We start from the raw sequence: 16873 nt of genomic DNA, 5'->3' as shown, positions 1-16873 counted from the left end.
AGCAGATCGGGCCGATCAGCACAGAACGGGAAGCACGAGACATACGGGCGGAGTGACAGCGCAAAGGCGGGCTACAGAGGACATCAGAATCACCATTGTTGTTGTTAATTGGGCCGTTCGTGCGAGGTATCACACGCGTTGGCCAACCGGTCTGTTGCCGGAAGTGGAGGCGATCCTAATCGCGGAAGCTTTCAGCTACCTTTCGCTGGAGAAAGCTTTGAATGAACGGTCAACCGGTCGTCGGATGCGAACTAAAGTCAATAAACACGGGAAGGAGGGCTTGGGTCATGAGCCAAGTGCACAGCGGCGGCTGCCATTGCGGACACATTCGTTATCAGTTCAGTGGGGCGTTGCAGGACATCGCCCACTGCCATTGCTCGATTTGCCGCAAAGTCAGCGGCGGGATTGTCACGACGTGGATCAGCGTGCCGGCGGTGAGTTTTCAATGGCTGGCCGGTACGCCGGCGCGTTATGACTCATCCGACAGTTGCACGCGGTACTTCTGTCCGCAGTGCGGCGCACAACTGGCGCTGGTGACATTGCTCAGCCCTGAGAGCATCGACGTGACCATTGCTACCCTCGATCACCCGGAACGGGCGCCCGCCGAGCGACATATCTGGACGGCCAGCCAATTGCCCTGGCTGCATCTGGACGAGCATCTGCCAGGCGAATCAGAAGAAACGCTTTGATCAAAAAATAGACAAATCCAGCGTTCGGATCGCGCCCATCCAGATCGCGTGCTCCGTATGATCGAGCAAGTCATCGCCAGTATCCGGGTGCAAAAACACCACCAGGCCTTTGCGGTTCAGCGCCAGCCATGGCAGCACATCAGTAATCAGCTCGGGGCCGAAGGCCAATTGGCAACTCCAGTCCGGATGCGGCCCGACCGGGCGCTCGTGGACGCGGCCCATTTTCAATGGAAACAACTGCGCGGCCTGCTCACACAAGGCCCGTGCCTGCTCAATGGTACTGGCGTCGAAATAGACGTGGGCGTGGTAGCCCTTGATCGCTTGCATTGCAAACCCTCGGAAATCGGTTCGAACCCTCGGCGCTGCCCGTATGTCACACGCCATACAAGGGACAAGAAAAGGGATCAGCCATGAAAAATGCCGAAACCCCGGCGGTAAAAGTGGTGCTCTATGGTGCCATGAGTAGCCTGGGCAGCGCGTTGATGGCTGAATTGCTGCGGCGTCAGCACGAAGTCATCGCGATTCTCGACGATTTGACCGCACTCGCACCGCGTCCGGGGTTACGTACCAAAACGGGCGATTTGTTCGACTCGGAGCGGGTCAACCAGAGTGTGGCCGGCAGTTCGGTGGTCATCTGTTTATTGGATGCGCCGGGGTTGCCGTTCAGTAGCGATCACGTTGAACGGTCCGTAGTGCTGGGACCGGTCGAACAGGTACTGGCCGTCGACGCATTGGTCGATGGGCTGCAAGCGGCCAATGTGTCGCGGCTGTTTCTGGTGGGAGATTTTGCCGTCCTTGATGACCCGGATGTCGATGATCGCCTGCAACGTCATGCTGCCGAAGAAATTCGCGAAGCCGTGCAAAGCAGCCCGCTGCACTGGACGCTTGTCAATGCGCCCCATGGCGTGGCCGGGCTGACCATCGAGCATTTCAGTCAGGTCGGCAGTAACCTCGAACCGGGACTGGCCGAGCCATTGGAACGCTTGAATCGCGTGGCGGTGGGGATTGCCGATGAACTGCGGCTTAATTTGCACGTGGGCCAGCATGTGAACTTCGTCGCCGCCAGCGAATAAACCTCTAAACGGCGATAGAGGGCAGTACGAGTCCATTGAGGGATTCAGCGCTTCTCGCCTGTTCCGCCATCAACCAATCGACAAACTGCTGAATCAATGCACCCCGGCGTTTGCGTTGCGGCAGCACTACGTAATAACCGAGGCGCGACAGGGTCGTTTCGCCTATGGGTCGGCACAGCAAACCCTGACTCAGCAAGTTATCCACAAGGTGCCGCCAACCGATGGCCACGCCTTGACCGCCAATCGCCGCTTGAATCAGCAGCGTGTAATTGTCGAAGCGCAATTGCCCCGGCGCTGGTGGTGTGGAGATGCCCAACTCGCGGAACAGACCACTCCAGTCAAACCAGTTGCTGCTGTTTTCACCGCGCAGATGCAGCAGTGGAAACTCCAGCAACGCCAGAGCCGGCAAGGGAAGGGCGCGATCCTTGAGCAGTTGCGGGCTGCATACCGGAAATACTTCTTCGCTGAACAGCCAATGGCTTTCGCCCTGTTTGAAACGCCCATCGCCGAACAGGATCGCCACGTCGATATCGGTGCGCAGCATGTTGTGGTTGCGTTCACTGGTCACCAGGCTGACGTCGACCTGCGGATTGGCTTCGTGAAAACGGTGCAAGCGTGGCATCAGCCAATACGCGGCGAAGGCGAAATCGGTGGCAACTTGCAGGACCTCATGTTGCTGCTGTGCGCTGATCGCGCTCAATCCTGCATCGATATTCTGCAAACCTAGGGCAACTTGCTCAAACAGTATCGCGCCGACCTCGGTCAATTCAATCCCACGATAGATGCGATCAAATAGCCGCGTGCCAAGCTGGTCTTCCAGCCGTTTGATCTGCTGACTGATCGCTGGTTGCGTGGTGCCCAGTTCAACCGCTGCCGCGGTAAAACTGCGCTGGCGAGCGGCCGCCTCAAAGGCGCGCAACAGGTCGAGGGACAGATCACCCAAGGCTTCATACATAAGCTGTGCTTATCCTAGTCATTGCCCGGCGCGGGCTTTACCCGACAGAGCATGGACTCCATGCTCGATCGCAGCAAAGTCGCATAAATATTCACTATGGAATGCCGCGATCACATGAAGCGCAAGAATATTCTTTTCATCATGGCCGATCAGATGGCCGCGCCAATGTTGCCTTTCTACGGCCCTTCGCCGATCAAACTGCCGAATCTTTCCCGCCTCGCCGCCCAAGGCGTGGTGTTCGACGCCGCTTACTGCAACAGCCCGTTGTGCGCGCCGTCGCGGTTTACCCTGGTCAGCGGCCAGTTGCCGAGCAAGATCGGCGCCTATGACAACGCTGCCGACTTCCCTGCCGATGTTCCCACCTACGCTCACTACCTGCGCCGCCTCGGCTACCGCACCGCACTGTCCGGCAAGATGCACTTCTGCGGCCCGGATCAATTGCACGGCTATGAAGAGCGTCTGACCAGCGATATCTACCCGGCCGATTACGGTTGGGCCGTGAACTGGGATGAGCCGGACGTGCGGCCGACCTGGTATCACAACATGTCATCGGTGCTGCAGGCCGGGCCCTGCGTGCGCACTAATCAACTGGATTTCGATGAAGAGGTGGTATTCAAGGCGCAGCAATACCTGTTCGATCACATTCGCGAGGAGGGTGATCAACCGTTCTGCCTGACCGTTTCGATGACTCACCCACACGACCCGTACACGATTCCCAAGGCCTTCTGGGATTTGTACGACGATGGCGATATCCCGCTACCGGTCACGCCGGATCAACATGAACTCGATCCGCACTCGCAGCGCCTGCTCAAGGTCTACGACCTGTGGGACAAGCCGCTGCCTGTGGATAAGATTCGCGATGCGCGTCGGGCGTATTTTGGTGCGTGCAGCTATATCGACGCCAACGTCGGCAAACTCCTGCAAACGCTGGAAGAAACCGGATTAATCGATGACACCATCATTGTCTTCTCCGGCGACCACGGCGACATGCTTGGCGAGAAAGGCCTCTGGTACAAAATGCACTGGTACGAAATGGCAGCCCGTGTGCCGCTGTTGATCAGTGCGCCGGGGCAATTCGAGTCAGGCCGCGTCAGCGCTGCCGTGTCGACCGCCGACCTGCTGCCGACATTCGTTGAACTGGCCGGCGGTACGCTGGAACCGGGTCTGCCACTGGATGGCCGCTCGCTGGTATCGCACCTGCAAGGGCAGGGCGGCCATGACGAAGTGTTCGGCGAATACATGGCCGAAGGCACCATCAGCCCATTGATGATGATCCGCCGCGGCGCCTACAAATTTATCTACAGTGAAAGCGACCCTTGCCTACTCTTCGACGTAGACAACGATCCGCGCGAACTGGAAGAACTCAGTCAATCGCCACAACATCACCAGCTGTTCGACGATTTTCTCGCCGAAGCGCGGGGCAAGTGGGACATTCCGGCGATTCACCAGGAAGTACTGGCCAGTCAACGCCGCCGACGTTTTGTCGCCGACGCGTTAACCATCGGCAAGCTGAAGAGCTGGGATCACCAGCCCCTGGTCGACGCCAGTCAGCAGTACATGCGCAACCACATCGACCTCGATGATCTGGAACGCAAAGCACGTTATCCACAACCCTGCCAAAACCAATAATGTTAAGGGGAAGTCCATGCGCAAGTTATCCACAGTAGTGACGGTTGGCCTGATCGCGTTGAGCAGCACTCCGGCCTTCGCCGAGCAGAGCTGCGACACGGTGAAAATGGCTGATCCGGGCTGGAGCGACATCGCCGCGACCAACGCCATCACCGGATTTCTGCTGGATGGCATGGGCTACAAAGCCAAGGTCGACACCCTCGCGGTGCCGATCACCTTTGGCGGTTTGAAGGATGGCCAGGTAGATGTGTTCCTTGGCAACTGGATGCCGGCGCAGCAGGGCTTCTACGACAAGTTCGTCGCCACCGGCGATGTCACGCAGCTGGCGAAGAACCTCGACGGCACTGAGTTCACCCTCGCCGTCCCTGACTATGTGTGGGACGCGGGTGTGCATAACTTTGCCGACCTGAACAAATACGCCGACAAGTTCGACAAGAAGATCTACGGCATCGGCTCCGGCGCGCCAGCGAATATCTCGCTGCAGGAGATCATCAAGAAGAACGACTTCGACATGGGCCAGTGGAAGCTGATCGAGTCCAGCGAACAGGCGATGCTGGCGGAAGTGTCGCGAGCGGTGAAGAAGCAGAAATTCGTCACCTTCCTCGGCTGGACCCCACACCCGATGAACGTGCAGTTGAAGATGCATTACCTGAAGGGCGGCGAGAAGTATTTTGGCGACACTGGCAGCGTGTTTACGTTGACGCGCAAGGGCTACGCCGAGGCGTGTCCGAATGTGGGTAAATTGCTGACTAATCTTTCGTTCACGCAGGAGATGGAGAACAGCATCATGGCTGAGGTGGTGAACAAGAAGGTTAGCAATTCCGAAGCGGCGAAGGCGTGGATCAAGGCGAATCCGGCGGTGTTGGACAAGTGGCTGGATGGGGTGAAGACAGCTGACGGGAAAGATGCGTTGGCGGCGGTGAAGGCGAAGCTTTGATCGGGGGGTGGCTGGAATCGGGTTTTGCTTGAGATTTTTGCCCCCTCACCCCAGCCCTCTCCCCCAGGGGGCGAGGGGGAAAGGGAGCCGATCTTTGTTTGATTCGAAACCTGAGTTCGACGCTGATTCCTCAGGTCGATGTAGCCAGTCCAATCACCTCGGTCAGTCCCCTCTCCCTCCGGGAGAGGGCTAGGGTGAGGGCCCTTTCCCTGCCACCCTGATAACCTTGAACAAAACCCCAACCGCGAGGACCCATGGCCTTCCCCAGCCGCCACTCTCTCTTCCCCTTCCTCACCTGGCTATCGCGGCAAACCCGCGCCAGCGTCGGACGGGATCTGATCGTCGGCCTCAGCGGTGCGATTCTCGCGTTACCTCAGTCGATTGCCTACGCACTGATCGCCGGCCTGCCACCCGAATATGGTCTCTACGCCGCAATCATTCCGGTATTGATCGCTTGCCTGTGGGGTTCATCGTGGCATCTGATCTGCGGCCCGACAGCGGCCATTTCGATCGTGCTGTACGCCAGCGTCAGCCCTTTGGCCGTACCCGCATCACAGGACTACATCACACTGATTCTGCTACTGACTTTCCTCGCCGGGATTTTCCAGTGGCTGCTCGGCCTGCTGCGCTTCGGCGCTTTGGTGAATTTCGTCTCGCACTCGGTGGTGCTGGGGTTCACCCTCGGCGCGGCCGTGGTGATTGCCATCGGGCAATTGCCGAATCTGCTAGGGCTGGATCTGCCGGCCAAGGCTACGGCGCTGGCGAGTCTGATGGATCTGCTGCAACACCTCTGGACTGTGGATAAGCCTTCGCTGGCATTGGGTTTGGCCACGGTGGTCGTCGGTGTCGTGTTGAAACAATTGTTGCCGCGCTGGCCGACGCTGTTGATAACCCTCGCATTGGCCAGCCTGCTGGTGTGGCTTTGGCCGGCGATGTTCGGCCATGTGCACCTGGTCAGCGCGTTTGTCGGGCGATTGCCGCCATTCAGCGAATTGCCACTGGATCTGGATTTGATCCTGCGCTTGCTGCCCAGCGCCGTGGCGGTAGGCATGCTCGGGCTAGTTACCAGCCTGTCGATCGCCCGTTCGATTTCCGCGCGCTCGCAGCAATTGCTCGACGCCAATCAGGAAGTCCGCGCGCAGGGCTTGTCGAATATCGTCGGGGCGTTCTTTTCCGGGTCGTTGTCGGCCGGATCGTTTACCCGTTCCGGTTTGAGTTACGAGGCAGGCGCCTGCTCGCCGCTGGCCGGGATTTTTTCGGCGATATGGGTGGCGTTGTTTGCCATTTTCGGCGCGGGGCTGATTTCGCACATTCCGATTCCGGCGATGGCGGGCAGCATTCTTTTGATTGCCTGGGGCCTGGTTGATCATCGCGCAATTCGCGCCTTGCTGCGGGTCAGCCGTGCCGAATTCGTGGTGATGGCCCTGACTTGCCTGGCGACGTTGCTGCTGGAGTTGCAGACAGCGATTTATGCCGGTGTGCTGGCCTCGTTGTTCTTCTACCTCAAACGCACCTCGCAACCGCGGGTCCAGCACTGGCGCGATGGCGAGGACGATGTTTTGCGCGTCGGCGGGTCGATCTTTTTCGGCGCCAGCCATTACCTTCAGGTGCGTCTGCAACGCATGCAAGGCGCGCGGGTGGTGATCGAGGCGCAGCAGATCAACTTCATCGATTATTCGGGAGTGGAGATGCTGCATCAGGAGGCGCGGCGCTTGCTGAGCCAGGATCGCAGCCTGACCATGCGCCGGGCGCGGCCGCAGGTGGTGGAGGAGTTAAGGAAGCTTGAGGGGCCGGAGAAATGCCCGATCCGGTTTGAGGATTGATCAAAGACCGGCAGTGCGGCCATTCGCGAGCAAGCTCGCTCCCACATTTGATCGCCTTCCACTGTGGGAGCGAGCTTGCTCGCGAAGCTTTTAAAGGGCCAGTTGTCGACGCATCTCTGTGAGCACAGGCGCCGTGTCTGGGCGCACACCGCGCCACAAAAAGAACGCCTCGGCGGCCTGCTCGGCGAGCATTCCCAAGCCATCCATCGCCACCGCCGCGCCCTGTTCACTGGCCCAGCGGCAGAACGCTGTCGGCTCCTTGCCGTACATCATGTCGTAGCACAGGGTCTTGCCCGGCTCGATCAGGCTCGGCGCAATCGGCGGCACTTCACCGGTCAGGCTAGCCGACGTGGCGTTGATGATCACGTCCACCGGCTCACGCAACCAGTCAAAACCACTGGCCGACACTGGCCCCAGGTCGCAGAACAACTCCGCCAGCAACTCAGCCTTGTCCACTGTGCGATTGGCGATGATCACCGACGCCGGTTTCTCCGCCAACAACGGTTCCAACGCACCGCGCACTGCGCCACCGGCACCCAGCAGCAGGATGCGTTTGCCGCTCAGGCTGAACCCGGCGTTCACCGTCAGATCTCGCACCAGCCCGGCGCCGTCGGTGTTGTCACCGAGCAGCGAGCCATCGGCCAGTTTGCTCAAGGTGTTCACCGCGCCGGCCCGTTGTGCGCGCGCGGTCAGGCTGTTGGCCAAACGGTAAGCGTCTTCCTTGAACGGCACGGTGACGTTGGCGCCGCGACCTTCCTGGAAAAACGCTGTGGCGCAGCCAGCGAAATCATCAAGCGGAGCCAGCAGGGTGCTGTAGTCGAGGTGCTGGCCGGTCTGTTCGGCAAACAACTTGTGAATCATCGGCGATTTGCTATGACCGATCGGGTTACCGAAAACGACGTAACGATCCATCAGAAATCCTCAGTCCTGAGCCAGCCAGTCGCGGTCTTGCAGGAAGTACTCGGTCAGGCGTGCTTCTTCGCTGCCAGGCTCGGCCTTCCAATCATAACCCCAGCGCACTTGTGGCGGCAGCGACATCAGAATCGACTCGGTACGACCGCCCGATTGCAGGCCGAACAGCGTGCCACGGTCGTACACCAGGTTGAACTCGACGTAGCGGCCACGACGGAACTCCTGGAATTCACGCTGCTGAGCGGTAAATGCATCGTTCTTGCGGCGCTGCACGATTGGCAGATACGCATCAATGTAAGCATCGCCGATGGCCCGCAAGAAGGCGAAGCTGGTATCGAAGTCCCACTCGTTCAGGTCATCGAAGAACAAACCGCCAATGCCACGCGGCTCGTGGCGATGCTTGATATGGAAGTAGGTGTCGCACCAGGCCTTGTAACGCGGGTAGACGTCAGGGCCGAACGGCGCGCAAGCCTGCTCGGCAACGCGGTGCCAATGAATGCAGTCTTCTTCGTTGCCGTAATACGGGGTCAGGTCGAAGCCGCCACCAAACCACCAGACCGGCTCTTCACCTTCTTTCTCGGCGATGAAAAAGCGCACATTGGCATGGGAGGTCGGCACATGCGGGTTGTGTGGGTGAATCACCAGCGACACGCCGAGGGCTTCAAAACCGCGACCGGCCAGTTCAGGACGGTGAGCGCTGGCTGACGGCGGCAAACCACTGCCAAAGACGTGGGAAAAGTTGACGCCGCCCTTTTCGATCAGCGTGCCGTTCTCGATCACCCGGGTGCGACCGCCACCGCCGGCGGGCCGGGCCCAGGCGTCTTCGACGAAGCGCGTGCCGCCGTCTTCGGTTTCAAGAGCCGCGCAGATGCGGTCTTGCAGATCGAGCAGATAGGCCTTTACGGCGTCGGTGCGGGTCGTCATGGCTTCACCTTGAATCGGGCGGCGCCCCGGCAGACGGGCGACGCAAATGGGCGCGTAGCATACCACCGCACAACGACGCGCCGCAGTTGACGAAGATCAAGCATGGGAGTTGGATAGGGGGCTCACAAAAGACCCAAGGAGAGCAGGCAGATGGCAAAGCGTATCCAGTTCCGCGCCCATGGCGGCCCCGAAGTGCTCGAATATGTTGATTACCAACCCGCCGCACCCGGCCCGAATCAAGTGCGCGTGGCCAACAAGGCGATTGGCCTGAACTTCATCGACACCTATTTCCGTAGCGGCCTGTACGCGCCGCCAACCTTGCCATCCGGCCTGGGCGCTGAAGGTGCGGGCATCGTCGATGCCGTGGGCAGCGACGTCACCCGGTTCAAAGTCGGTGATCGCGTGGCGTACGGCAGCGGCCCGTTGGGGGCTTACAGCGAATTGCACGTGTTGCCCCAGGACAATCTGGTGCACCTTCCCGACGAAATCAGTTTCGAAGCCGCTGCCGGGGTCATGCTCAAAGGCCTGACCGTCCAATACCTGTTGCGCCAGACCTATGAACTCAAGAGTGGCGAAACCATTCTGTTCCACGCGGCAGCCGGTGGTGTTGGTTCGCTGGCCTGTCAGTGGGCAAAGGCCTTGGGCGTGAAGCTGATCGGCACCGTCAGCTCCAAAGAAAAAGCTGAACTGGCCAAGGCCAACGGCGCCTGGGCGACGATCGATTACAGCCACGAAAATGTTGCGCAACGCGTGCTGGAATTGACCGACGGCAAGAAAGTCCCGGTGGTTTATGACGGTGTCGGCAAGGACACCTGGCTGACGTCCCTCGACAGCGTGTCGCCGCGTGGCCTGGTCGTGAGCTTCGGTAATGCCTCTGGTGCGGTGGACGGCGTGAATCTGGGGATTCTCTCCGCCAAGGGCTCGCTGTACGTGACCCGACCGACGCTGGCGACTTATGCCAACAACGCCGAAAACCTGCAGCGGATGGCCGATGAATTGTTCGAGATGATCATCAGCGGCAAGTTGAAGGTAGACATCAGCCAGCGTTACTCACTGGCTGATGCGGCGAAGGCGCAAACCGAACTCTCGGCGCGACGCACCACCGGCTCCACCGTTCTGCTGCCCTGATACCTTCCGGCGTCCGGCCAGTCAGGGTTTCACAACCACGACTGGCAGGACGCTTCGGGCGCGTTCAGAACCTCGGTAGATGACTCGCCAATGGTTTTTGCGCCCAGTGGCCGATAGTCGTGTGATCAGGCTGTTGAACCGCTGCGAGGATTTGCCGCCACTCGGCTGACAACACCCAGTAATCACCGTGTGCGCGCTGTTCAATCTGCAAGGGATTGGAGGCGACCGGCATCAAACCGAAACGCTGGTACAAGCGCAACTGCGATGCCCTGCACAACGCTGTGACACCTTGATAGCCCTGTTTTATCGCCCACTCGGCAGCGGCCGCCAGCAGACTGTTGACGGCAATGGGCTGTTGACCGGGCACCTGCGAGATCAAGCGACTGAGTTCGACATGGCGTGACAACGCCACCGTGGGTGAAACATGTTGCCGCGCCAGCGATGCCCACTCGAACGGCGCCGGAGTGGCCCTCAATACCGCCAGCAACTGCTCGTGCCGATACAACAGAAAGTGGGTACTGCGTGACCTTGTCGCCAGTTGCGTTTCGAGCATCCGCGCCCTGGACGTCAGCATGTAGTGCTGCAGCCGAAGCCGAAATTGCCGATCGATAAACCGATCGAACACTTGGGTATCCGACCCCGCTTCAAGCATCACGATACGACAGCCCTCATGATGACTGTTTAACGTCACCTGAAGCGTCTGCAGGTAATCCGTGAGTTGCAAATCCGTAGTGTCCATTCTTTCTCCGCAGACCTTAACTTATCGAAGTGTTCCGAGTGCAGGGAAAGGATGGTTGCTTTTGGCGATACCGCCACGAAACGAGGTCTGAGAATCAGGTGGGAAAATTCAGTTAATCCCGGCAGTTGGCGACTTTTCCGACGCAACAAGCAGCACCAGTGCAGGATAAATCGCAGGCATGCGTAGTACCCCTTGCCGTCAAGGCGAGGAGTATTCACATTACAAATGTTCGAGGCTGGATCAGTCGGGACGAATGACTTTGCCAGTCGCCAGATCACGGATCACGCTGGGGTTCTTGCGCCCACCCAGTTGCCCGCCCAGTATCAGATCGATCTGCCCACGGAAATATTGTTCGACACGCAATCGCGTGCGCGCCGCCGGGCGGCCCTGCGGGTTGGCCGAAGTCGAAATCAACGGCCCGACCATCGAGCACAGATCGCGCACTTGCGGATGATCGCTGACCCGCAGCGCCACGGTGTCGTGCACCCCCGTCACCCATTCCGGCAACAAGCCCTGATGTGGCACCAGCCAGGTGTTCGGCCCTGGCCAGGTGCTGGCCATGCGGTCGATCCATTCTTGCGGGAAGTCTTCGAACAGGAAGTCGAACTGGCGAATGTTGTCGGCAACCAGAATCAGCCCTTTGACCACCGATCGATTCTTGATCGCCAGCAATCGATCCACTGCCTCTTCGTTCCACGGGTCGCAACCCAGCCCCCAGACGGCTTCGGTTGGATAGGCAATCACCGCCCCGGCGCGAATCTCTCGTGCGGCTTGTTGCACACGCCAACTGTTGACCATGAAAAAACTCTCCGCAATCAGGTTTCGCGCAGTTTACCGATCTTCCTTGTAAAACCTAGCGCGTCCTGGCCAACCAGCGACCGTTTTCGCATACCGCGCGGCCGTCCATTTCCAGTTCGGTGAGCGCCGCCAGCACCTTGGGCAACGCCCAGCCGCTACTGTCGGCCAATCCTTCACTGGTGTGCGGAGCGGCGTGGAGCAGGGCGAGCAACGGGTGATCGACTTTCGCCGTGTCGGTGGATAGCGGCAGATGCTGCCAACCGCGCAGGGCTTCGAGTATGTGTTCGATGGTTTCCACCAGCACCGCTCCGTCGCGAATCAACTGGTGGCAGCCGCGCGCACCGGGGTGATGGATCGAACCGGGAATCGCGTAAACCTCGCGCCCCTGTTCCGCTGCCAGCCGTGCGGTAATCAAAGAGCCGCTGGCAACGCTCGCCTCGACTACCAGAACGCCAAGGGACAATCCACTGATGATGCGGTTGCGTCGCGGGAAGTTGCTCGCGGTTGGCCCAGCATCCAGTGGAAACTCCGAAAGCACCGCGCTGCCGGACGCAATCATTGCATCCGCCAGACGTTGATTGCGCTGTGGATAAAAGTTTTCCAGCCCCGTGCCGAGTACGCCCACGGTCAGCCCGCCAACATCCAGAGCAGCCTGATGCGCAGCGGCATCGATACCCAACGCCAAACCGCTGGTGATGACAAAACCGGCCCCGGCGAGGCTGCGGGAAAACGCGATCGCCGTATCCAATCCCGGACGAGAAGCGCGGCGACTGCCGACCATCGCCAACTGCGGTTTTTCCAGAATCAGCGGATCACCCGCGACAAACAGCAACGGCGGCGGATCAGGAATCTGCGCCAGCAGCGCCGGGTAATCCGGCTGATCCCACATCAGCAGATGATGCTCCGGCCGCTCTAGCCAGCGCATTGCGTGGCTGGCGCCATCGCGAACTTCGGGGCAGCGCCGCGCTTCGGCGCTCGCCGCCGGTAAACCCAGAGAACGCCAGGCGCTGGCCGGCGCGCTGATGGCTTTGGAGGCCGAGCCAAAGGCCTCGAGCAATTTGGCAAAGCGTTTCGGGCCGACATCCGGCAAGCGGTGCAGGCGCAGACGCGCTTCCAGTTCCGCCGGCGAAACCGACGTGCAGACAGACAGCATCATGGATCATCCTTGATCGTTATAAGCCCCGAACCATTCGGAACAAGCTGTGGATAACTCTGTTGGTAACTTGTGAAGCAAGCTTACGGATTTCGCACCTTGTCGAGCACCGCCAGCGAGCGCGATGCGTTGAGAACGAGGCCATAACTGAGTTTGTCGTAGGTGCGGAACACCATCAGCAACCCGGCGCGTTCGTCGGGAATTTTCAGTGGCTGCCCGGTAATGCGGTCACGCACGGTTTCGCCGGTTTTCATCACCACCAAAACATTGCCTTCGGCGAGACCATCGCGCTTGCCTTTGTTTAATGTGACCACGTCCATCACGCCAATCTGGGTGACGCCGCGCGGCACATCGATGATCACGCCGTTGATACTGGTGGTCGGTGCGCTGGGCATGAAGGTCGAGTTGATCGAACGCTCTTCGCCGCTGAACAAGCGGTCGCCGAGGCGCACTTCCTGAGTGGTGCGTTGCAGAGCGAGGGTGGCAACGTCACCTTCGGTGGCGATGATTTCACCGCCGCCGATGTCGTCGGCGTTGATCCCGAGAAACTCCTTGGTCTGCGGATCGGTGTAGACCTTGCCCTGACGGAAGATGCCGTAGACCGGTTGATTCGGGTCGAAATGGCCGCGCGCGAAGATGCGGTCACCGGTGCCGCTGAGCACGCGTTCGGCATCGCCGGCGACGATGTACGGTGCCTTGTCGAAATCCTCGACCTTGTCGACGATGCGGTTGCTCAGCAGAAAGCTGTTGATGGATTTCAGCGGAATGCTCGGAATCGCCTCGGCCACCGGGCTGGTGCGGATCCGTGGCGAGAGCTTGATGGTGCCGCGCGATTCGCCTCGATTGAGCATCAGTTGTGGCTGGCCGTTGACGTAGCTGAGCGTCAGCGTGTCGCCGGGATAGATCAGGTTGGGGTTTTCAATTTGCGGATTGGCCCGCCACAGTTGTGGCCACTGCCAGGGCTCGCGCAGGTATTTGCCGGAAATGTCCCAGAGCGTATCCCCCGAAACCACCGTGTATTGCTGTGGAAAACCATCCCTGAGTTGCACTTGCCCTTGCGCCACGCCGGCCGAAGCCAACAGCAGCAGGGCGAGTAGTGTTTTCCTCATGCGGTGAATCCCTTTATCATGTGCATTCGCGTGAACCGTCAGAGCCCCCGTGGCTCGCTTGTGCAAAATGCACAAGCTACGCTTCACAACGGTAGCCTGCATCTTCGGACCTGCCAGGCCATCGCCCGACTTTACTCAACGTGTGCAGCAATCAAAGCCTATGGCCATTTTAAACATCCTCGAATTCCCGGACCCGCGTCTGCGCACTATCGCCAAGCCTGTGGCTGTAGTGGACGACGAAGTGCGTCAGTTGGTCGATGACATGTTTGAAACAATGTATGAAGCGCCGGGCATCGGCCTTGCCGCGACCCAGGTCAACGTGCACAAACGTATCGTCGTGATGGACCTTTCCGAAGACCGTACCGAACCGCGGGTGTTCATCAACCCCGAGTTCGAATCGCTGACCGAGGAAATGGAGCAATACCAGGAAGGTTGCCTCTCGGTACCGGGTTTCTACGAAAACGTCGATCGCCCGCAAAAGGTCAGGATCAAGGCGCTGGACCGTGACGGCAAGCCCTATGAACTGATCGCCGAAGGCCTGCTCGCGGTGTGCATCCAGCACGAATGCGACCACCTCAACGGCAAATTGTTCGTCGATTACCTGTCCACGCTCAAACGCGACCGGATCAAGAAGAAACTGGAAAAGCAGCACCGCCAGAACGCTTGATGCCCCTCCTTCAAAGGCTTGCTGCGGCAAGCCTTTTTCTTTTCAAGAGACGCCCTTCATGACTGAGCCACTGCGCATCGTTTTTGCCGGCACCCCGGAATTCGCCGCCGAACACCTCAAGGCCCTGCTGAACAGCCCCTACGAGATCGTTGCGGTCTACACCCAACCGGATCGTCCGGCCGGTCGCGGGCAAAAACTGATGCCGAGCCCGGTCAAACAGCTCGCGCTGGAAAACAATATCCAGGTGTTGCAGCCGCCGACGTTGCGCAACGCTGACGCTCAAGCCGAGCTGGCCGCGTTGAAGCCGGACTTGCTGGTCGTGGTCGCCTACGGCTTGATCCTGCCGCAAGTGGTGCTGGATATTCCGCGTCTGGGCTGCATCAACAGTCACGCGTCCCTGCTGCCACGCTGGCGCGGTGCGGCACCGATTCAACGCGCTGTGGAACACGGTGATGCTGAAAGCGGCGTGACCGTGATGCGCATGGAAGCCGGCCTCGACACCGGGCCGATGCTGCTCAAGGTCGTCACCCCGATCAGCGCTGAAGACACTGGCGGCAGTCTGCATGACCGCCTCGCCGAAATGGGCCCACCGGCCGTGGTGCAAGCGATTGCCGGTCTGGCTGCTGGCACGCTGGAAGGCGAAGTGCAAAACGATGAGCTCGCCACTTACGCGCATAAGCTGAACAAAGACGAAGCACGCATTGACTGGAGCCGCCCGGCGGTTGAGCTGGAACGTCTGGTGCGCGCCTTCAATCCATGGCCGGTCACTCACAGCACCCTCAACGGTGAAGCGCTGAAAGTGCTGGCGGCAACACTCGCCGACGGTAAAGGCGCGCCGGGTGAAATCCTCAGCGCCAGCAAGGACGGCCTGATCGTCGCCTGCGGCGAACAAGCCCTGTGCCTGACCCGCTTGCAACTCCCCGGCGGCAAGGCGCTGAACTTCAGCGACCTGTTCAACAGCCGTCGGGAGAAATTCGCTGTCGGCACGGTGCTCGGCGCAGCGGTGGACGCACAATGAACCCGCGTTTGGCCGCCGCCAAGGCACTCGCCGCCGTCCTCAGCGGCAAAGCCTCGCTGAACAGCTCCTTGCCGACGCAACTGGACAAGGTCGAGGATCGCGATCGCGGTTTCACTCAGGATCTGGCCTTTGGCACCGCGCGCTGGCAGCCACGCCTGTCGGCGCTGGCCGAGAAACTCCTGCAGAAACCGTTCAAGGCTGCCGACGCCGATGTCGAAGCGCTGCTGCTGGTCGGTCTCTACCAATTGCTCTACACCCGCGTGCCAGCCCACGCCGCCATCGGCGAAACCGTGGGTTGCGCCGACAAGCTGAAAAAGCCGTGGGCCAAAGGCCTGCTCAACGCCGTGTTACGCAACGCCCAGCGCGAAAGCGAAACAATTTTCGCTGAGCTGGAACGTGATCCGGTGGTGCGCACTGCTCACCCGCGCTGGCTGCAAAAATCCCTCAAAGCTTTCTGGCCTGAGCAGTGGGAAGCCATCTGCGAAGCGAACAACGCGCATCCGCCGATGATCCTGCGGGTCAATCGCCGCCACCACAACCGCGACGCCTACCTTGGTCTGCTCACAGAAGCCGGGATTGCCGCAACACCGTGCATTTACAGCCGCGACGGCATCATTCTCGAAGCCGCTGCCGACGTGCGCAGCCTGCCGGGTTTCGCCGAAGGCTGGATCAGCGTGCAGGACGAAGCCGCGCAACTGGCCGCCGACCTGCTCGATCTGGCGCCGGGGCAACGCGTGCTCGACGCCTGCTGCGCCCCCGGTGGCAAGACCTGCCACATCCTCGAAGCCGAACCGGCGCTGGCCGGCGTAGTGGCGGTGGATCTGGAAGCCAAAAGACTGGTGCGCGTTAAGGAAAACCTTGAACGCCTCGGTCTAAACGCCGACCTGATCGCCGCCGACGGGCGCGATACAGAAACGTGGTGGGACGGCAAACCGTTCCAGCGCATTCTGCTCGACGCGCCTTGCTCGGCCACTGGCGTGATCCGCCGCCATCCGGACATCAAGCTGACCCGTCAGCCGGACGACATCGTTGCCCTCGCGCAACTACAAGGCGAGTTGCTCGACGCCATGTGGAAAACCCTCGAAGTCGGCGGCATCCTGCTGTACGCCACCTGCTCGACGTTGCCGACCGAGAATACCGAGGTCATCGCCGCGTTCCTTGAGCGCACACCCGGCGCCCGTGAACTGGATCTGGCCACCACGGCCGGGATCAAACAGCCGCATGGTCGCCAATTGCTGGCCCAGCAGGGCGGGCATGACGGGTTCTACTACGCCAAGCTGATCAAGATCGCTGCCGCGCGCGGCTAAACGGATTCAACG

General features: G+C 60.1%; 17 protein-coding genes. 9 read left to right on the top strand and 8 right to left on the bottom strand.

Translation table 11 applies throughout. The features are described 5' to 3' along the window. Window positions 1-287 precede the first annotated feature (287 nt). Window positions 288-689, top strand: coding sequence for a GFA family protein (locus ACZ0A4_RS24315; protein WP_463576626.1), 402 nt, complete (start codon window positions 288-290; stop codon window positions 687-689). Here ACZ0A4_RS24315 and ACZ0A4_RS24310 read toward each other — a convergent pair whose 3' ends face one another. Next, the gene (locus tag ACZ0A4_RS24310; protein ID WP_141126060.1) at window positions 690-1016 is read right to left on the bottom strand and encodes a DOPA 4,5-dioxygenase family protein; all 327 of its coding nucleotides are present in this window, start codon (window positions 1014-1016) and stop codon (window positions 690-692) included. A gap of 83 nt (window positions 1017-1099) precedes the next feature. Here ACZ0A4_RS24310 and ACZ0A4_RS24305 point away from each other — a divergent pair, with 83 nt between their 5' ends. Continuing rightward, entirely contained in the window at window positions 1100-1762 is a 663-nt protein-coding gene (locus tag ACZ0A4_RS24305) for an NAD(P)-dependent oxidoreductase (protein ID WP_463576625.1), read from the top strand. 4 nt (window positions 1763-1766) lie between these two features. Here the strand turns inward: ACZ0A4_RS24305 and ACZ0A4_RS24300 are convergent, their stop codons facing one another. After that, a complete protein-coding gene (locus ACZ0A4_RS24300) occupies window positions 1767-2717 on the bottom strand; it encodes a choline sulfate utilization transcriptional regulator (RefSeq protein ID WP_463576624.1) in 951 nt (316 codons plus the stop codon). A gap of 114 nt (window positions 2718-2831) precedes the next feature. Between ACZ0A4_RS24300 and betC the strand changes: the two genes are divergently transcribed. The 3 genes from betC (at window position 2832) to ACZ0A4_RS24285 (ending at window position 7106) form a co-directional block, all read left to right on the top strand. Continuing rightward, entirely contained in the window at window positions 2832-4346 is a 1515-nt protein-coding gene (gene betC, locus ACZ0A4_RS24295) for a choline-sulfatase (RefSeq protein ID WP_463576623.1), read from the top strand. A 16-nt stretch (window positions 4347-4362) separates the two neighbouring features. After that, entirely contained in the window at window positions 4363-5283 is a 921-nt protein-coding gene (choX, locus tag ACZ0A4_RS24290) for a choline ABC transporter substrate-binding protein (RefSeq protein WP_463576622.1), read from the top strand. A gap of 254 nt (window positions 5284-5537) precedes the next feature. Further along, on the top strand, window positions 5538-7106 hold the full coding sequence (locus ACZ0A4_RS24285; RefSeq protein WP_463576621.1) for a SulP family inorganic anion transporter: 1569 nt from the start codon (window positions 5538-5540) through the stop codon (window positions 7104-7106). A 90-nt stretch (window positions 7107-7196) separates the two neighbouring features. Here ACZ0A4_RS24285 and aroE read toward each other — a convergent pair whose 3' ends face one another. Both aroE and hemF read right to left on the bottom strand, forming a co-directional pair. Beyond that, window positions 7197-8018, bottom strand: coding sequence for a shikimate dehydrogenase (aroE, locus tag ACZ0A4_RS24280; protein ID WP_463576620.1), 822 nt, complete (start codon window positions 8016-8018; stop codon window positions 7197-7199). A gap of 9 nt (window positions 8019-8027) precedes the next feature. Then, complete coding sequence (gene hemF, locus ACZ0A4_RS24275) at window positions 8028-8942, bottom strand: oxygen-dependent coproporphyrinogen oxidase (RefSeq protein ID WP_463576619.1); 915 nt, start codon at window positions 8940-8942, stop codon at window positions 8028-8030. A 150-nt stretch (window positions 8943-9092) separates the two neighbouring features. Between hemF and ACZ0A4_RS24270 the strand changes: the two genes are divergently transcribed. Continuing rightward, complete coding sequence (locus tag ACZ0A4_RS24270) at window positions 9093-10070, top strand: NADPH:quinone reductase (protein WP_463576618.1); 978 nt, start codon at window positions 9093-9095, stop codon at window positions 10068-10070. 64 nt (window positions 10071-10134) lie between these two features. Here ACZ0A4_RS24270 and ACZ0A4_RS24265 read toward each other — a convergent pair whose 3' ends face one another. From ACZ0A4_RS24265 to ACZ0A4_RS24250, 4 genes are all read right to left on the bottom strand, one after another. Continuing rightward, on the bottom strand, window positions 10135-10809 hold the full coding sequence (locus ACZ0A4_RS24265) for a hypothetical protein (RefSeq protein ID WP_463576617.1): 675 nt from the start codon (window positions 10807-10809) through the stop codon (window positions 10135-10137). Between the two features lie 240 nt (window positions 10810-11049). Beyond that, complete coding sequence (tsaC, locus tag ACZ0A4_RS24260) at window positions 11050-11607, bottom strand: L-threonylcarbamoyladenylate synthase type 1 TsaC (protein ID WP_038359601.1); 558 nt, start codon at window positions 11605-11607, stop codon at window positions 11050-11052. Between the two features lie 55 nt (window positions 11608-11662). Continuing rightward, entirely contained in the window at window positions 11663-12763 is a 1101-nt protein-coding gene (gene dprA / locus ACZ0A4_RS24255) for a DNA-processing protein DprA (protein ID WP_463576616.1), read from the bottom strand. An 80-nt stretch (window positions 12764-12843) separates the two neighbouring features. Continuing rightward, a complete protein-coding gene (locus ACZ0A4_RS24250; RefSeq protein ID WP_463576615.1) occupies window positions 12844-13869 on the bottom strand; it encodes a LysM peptidoglycan-binding domain-containing protein in 1026 nt (341 codons plus the stop codon). 160 nt (window positions 13870-14029) lie between these two features. Between ACZ0A4_RS24250 and def the strand changes: the two genes are divergently transcribed. From def to rsmB, 3 genes are read left to right on the top strand one after another with little or no spacing between them, the layout of a single operon-like run. After that, the gene (gene def / locus ACZ0A4_RS24245) at window positions 14030-14536 is read left to right on the top strand and encodes a peptide deformylase (protein WP_122855361.1); all 507 of its coding nucleotides are present in this window, start codon (window positions 14030-14032) and stop codon (window positions 14534-14536) included. Between the two features lie 58 nt (window positions 14537-14594). Next, window positions 14595-15554 carry a methionyl-tRNA formyltransferase gene (fmt, locus tag ACZ0A4_RS24240; RefSeq protein ID WP_463576614.1) on the top strand — a complete coding sequence of 320 codons (960 nt, stop codon included), beginning with the start codon at window positions 14595-14597 and terminating at the stop codon, window positions 15552-15554. Next, window positions 15551-16861, top strand: coding sequence for a 16S rRNA (cytosine(967)-C(5))-methyltransferase RsmB (rsmB, locus tag ACZ0A4_RS24235; protein ID WP_463576613.1), 1311 nt, complete (start codon window positions 15551-15553; stop codon window positions 16859-16861). Before fmt ends, rsmB begins: the two co-directional genes overlap by 4 nt. Window positions 16862-16873: the final 12 nt, after the last annotated feature.

Source organism: Pseudomonas sp. AC172 (assembly GCF_979258595.1).
Note: the sequence above shows the minus strand (reverse complement) of the source record. Positions and strands in the feature narration are given on the sequence as shown.

Coding starts and splice junctions, on each gene's coding strand:
- ACZ0A4_RS24300 (WP_463576624.1), bottom strand. CDS start 2,717: ATGTATGAAGCCTTGGGTGATCTGTCCCTCGACCTGTTGCGCGCCTTT.
- ACZ0A4_RS24315 (WP_463576626.1), top strand. CDS start 288: ATGAGCCAAGTGCACAGCGGCGGCTGCCATTGCGGACACATTCGTTAT.
- aroE (WP_463576620.1), bottom strand. CDS start 8,018: ATGGATCGTTACGTCGTTTTCGGTAACCCGATCGGTCATAGCAAATCG.
- betC (WP_463576623.1), top strand. CDS start 2,832: ATGAAGCGCAAGAATATTCTTTTCATCATGGCCGATCAGATGGCCGCG.
- ACZ0A4_RS24285 (WP_463576621.1), top strand. CDS start 5,538: ATGGCCTTCCCCAGCCGCCACTCTCTCTTCCCCTTCCTCACCTGGCTA.
- choX (WP_463576622.1), top strand. CDS start 4,363: ATGCGCAAGTTATCCACAGTAGTGACGGTTGGCCTGATCGCGTTGAGC.
- rsmB (WP_463576613.1), top strand. CDS start 15,551: ATGAACCCGCGTTTGGCCGCCGCCAAGGCACTCGCCGCCGTCCTCAGC.
- ACZ0A4_RS24250 (WP_463576615.1), bottom strand. CDS start 13,869: ATGAGGAAAACACTACTCGCCCTGCTGCTGTTGGCTTCGGCCGGCGTG.
- ACZ0A4_RS24310 (WP_141126060.1), bottom strand. CDS start 1,016: ATGCAAGCGATCAAGGGCTACCACGCCCACGTCTATTTCGACGCCAGT.
- fmt (WP_463576614.1), top strand. CDS start 14,595: ATGACTGAGCCACTGCGCATCGTTTTTGCCGGCACCCCGGAATTCGCC.
- hemF (WP_463576619.1), bottom strand. CDS start 8,942: ATGACGACCCGCACCGACGCCGTAAAGGCCTATCTGCTCGATCTGCAA.
- ACZ0A4_RS24305 (WP_463576625.1), top strand. CDS start 1,100: ATGAAAAATGCCGAAACCCCGGCGGTAAAAGTGGTGCTCTATGGTGCC.
- ACZ0A4_RS24265 (WP_463576617.1), bottom strand. CDS start 10,809: ATGGACACTACGGATTTGCAACTCACGGATTACCTGCAGACGCTTCAG.
- ACZ0A4_RS24270 (WP_463576618.1), top strand. CDS start 9,093: ATGGCAAAGCGTATCCAGTTCCGCGCCCATGGCGGCCCCGAAGTGCTC.
- tsaC (WP_038359601.1), bottom strand. CDS start 11,607: ATGGTCAACAGTTGGCGTGTGCAACAAGCCGCACGAGAGATTCGCGCC.
- dprA (WP_463576616.1), bottom strand. CDS start 12,763: ATGATGCTGTCTGTCTGCACGTCGGTTTCGCCGGCGGAACTGGAAGCG.
- def (WP_122855361.1), top strand. CDS start 14,030: ATGGCCATTTTAAACATCCTCGAATTCCCGGACCCGCGTCTGCGCACT.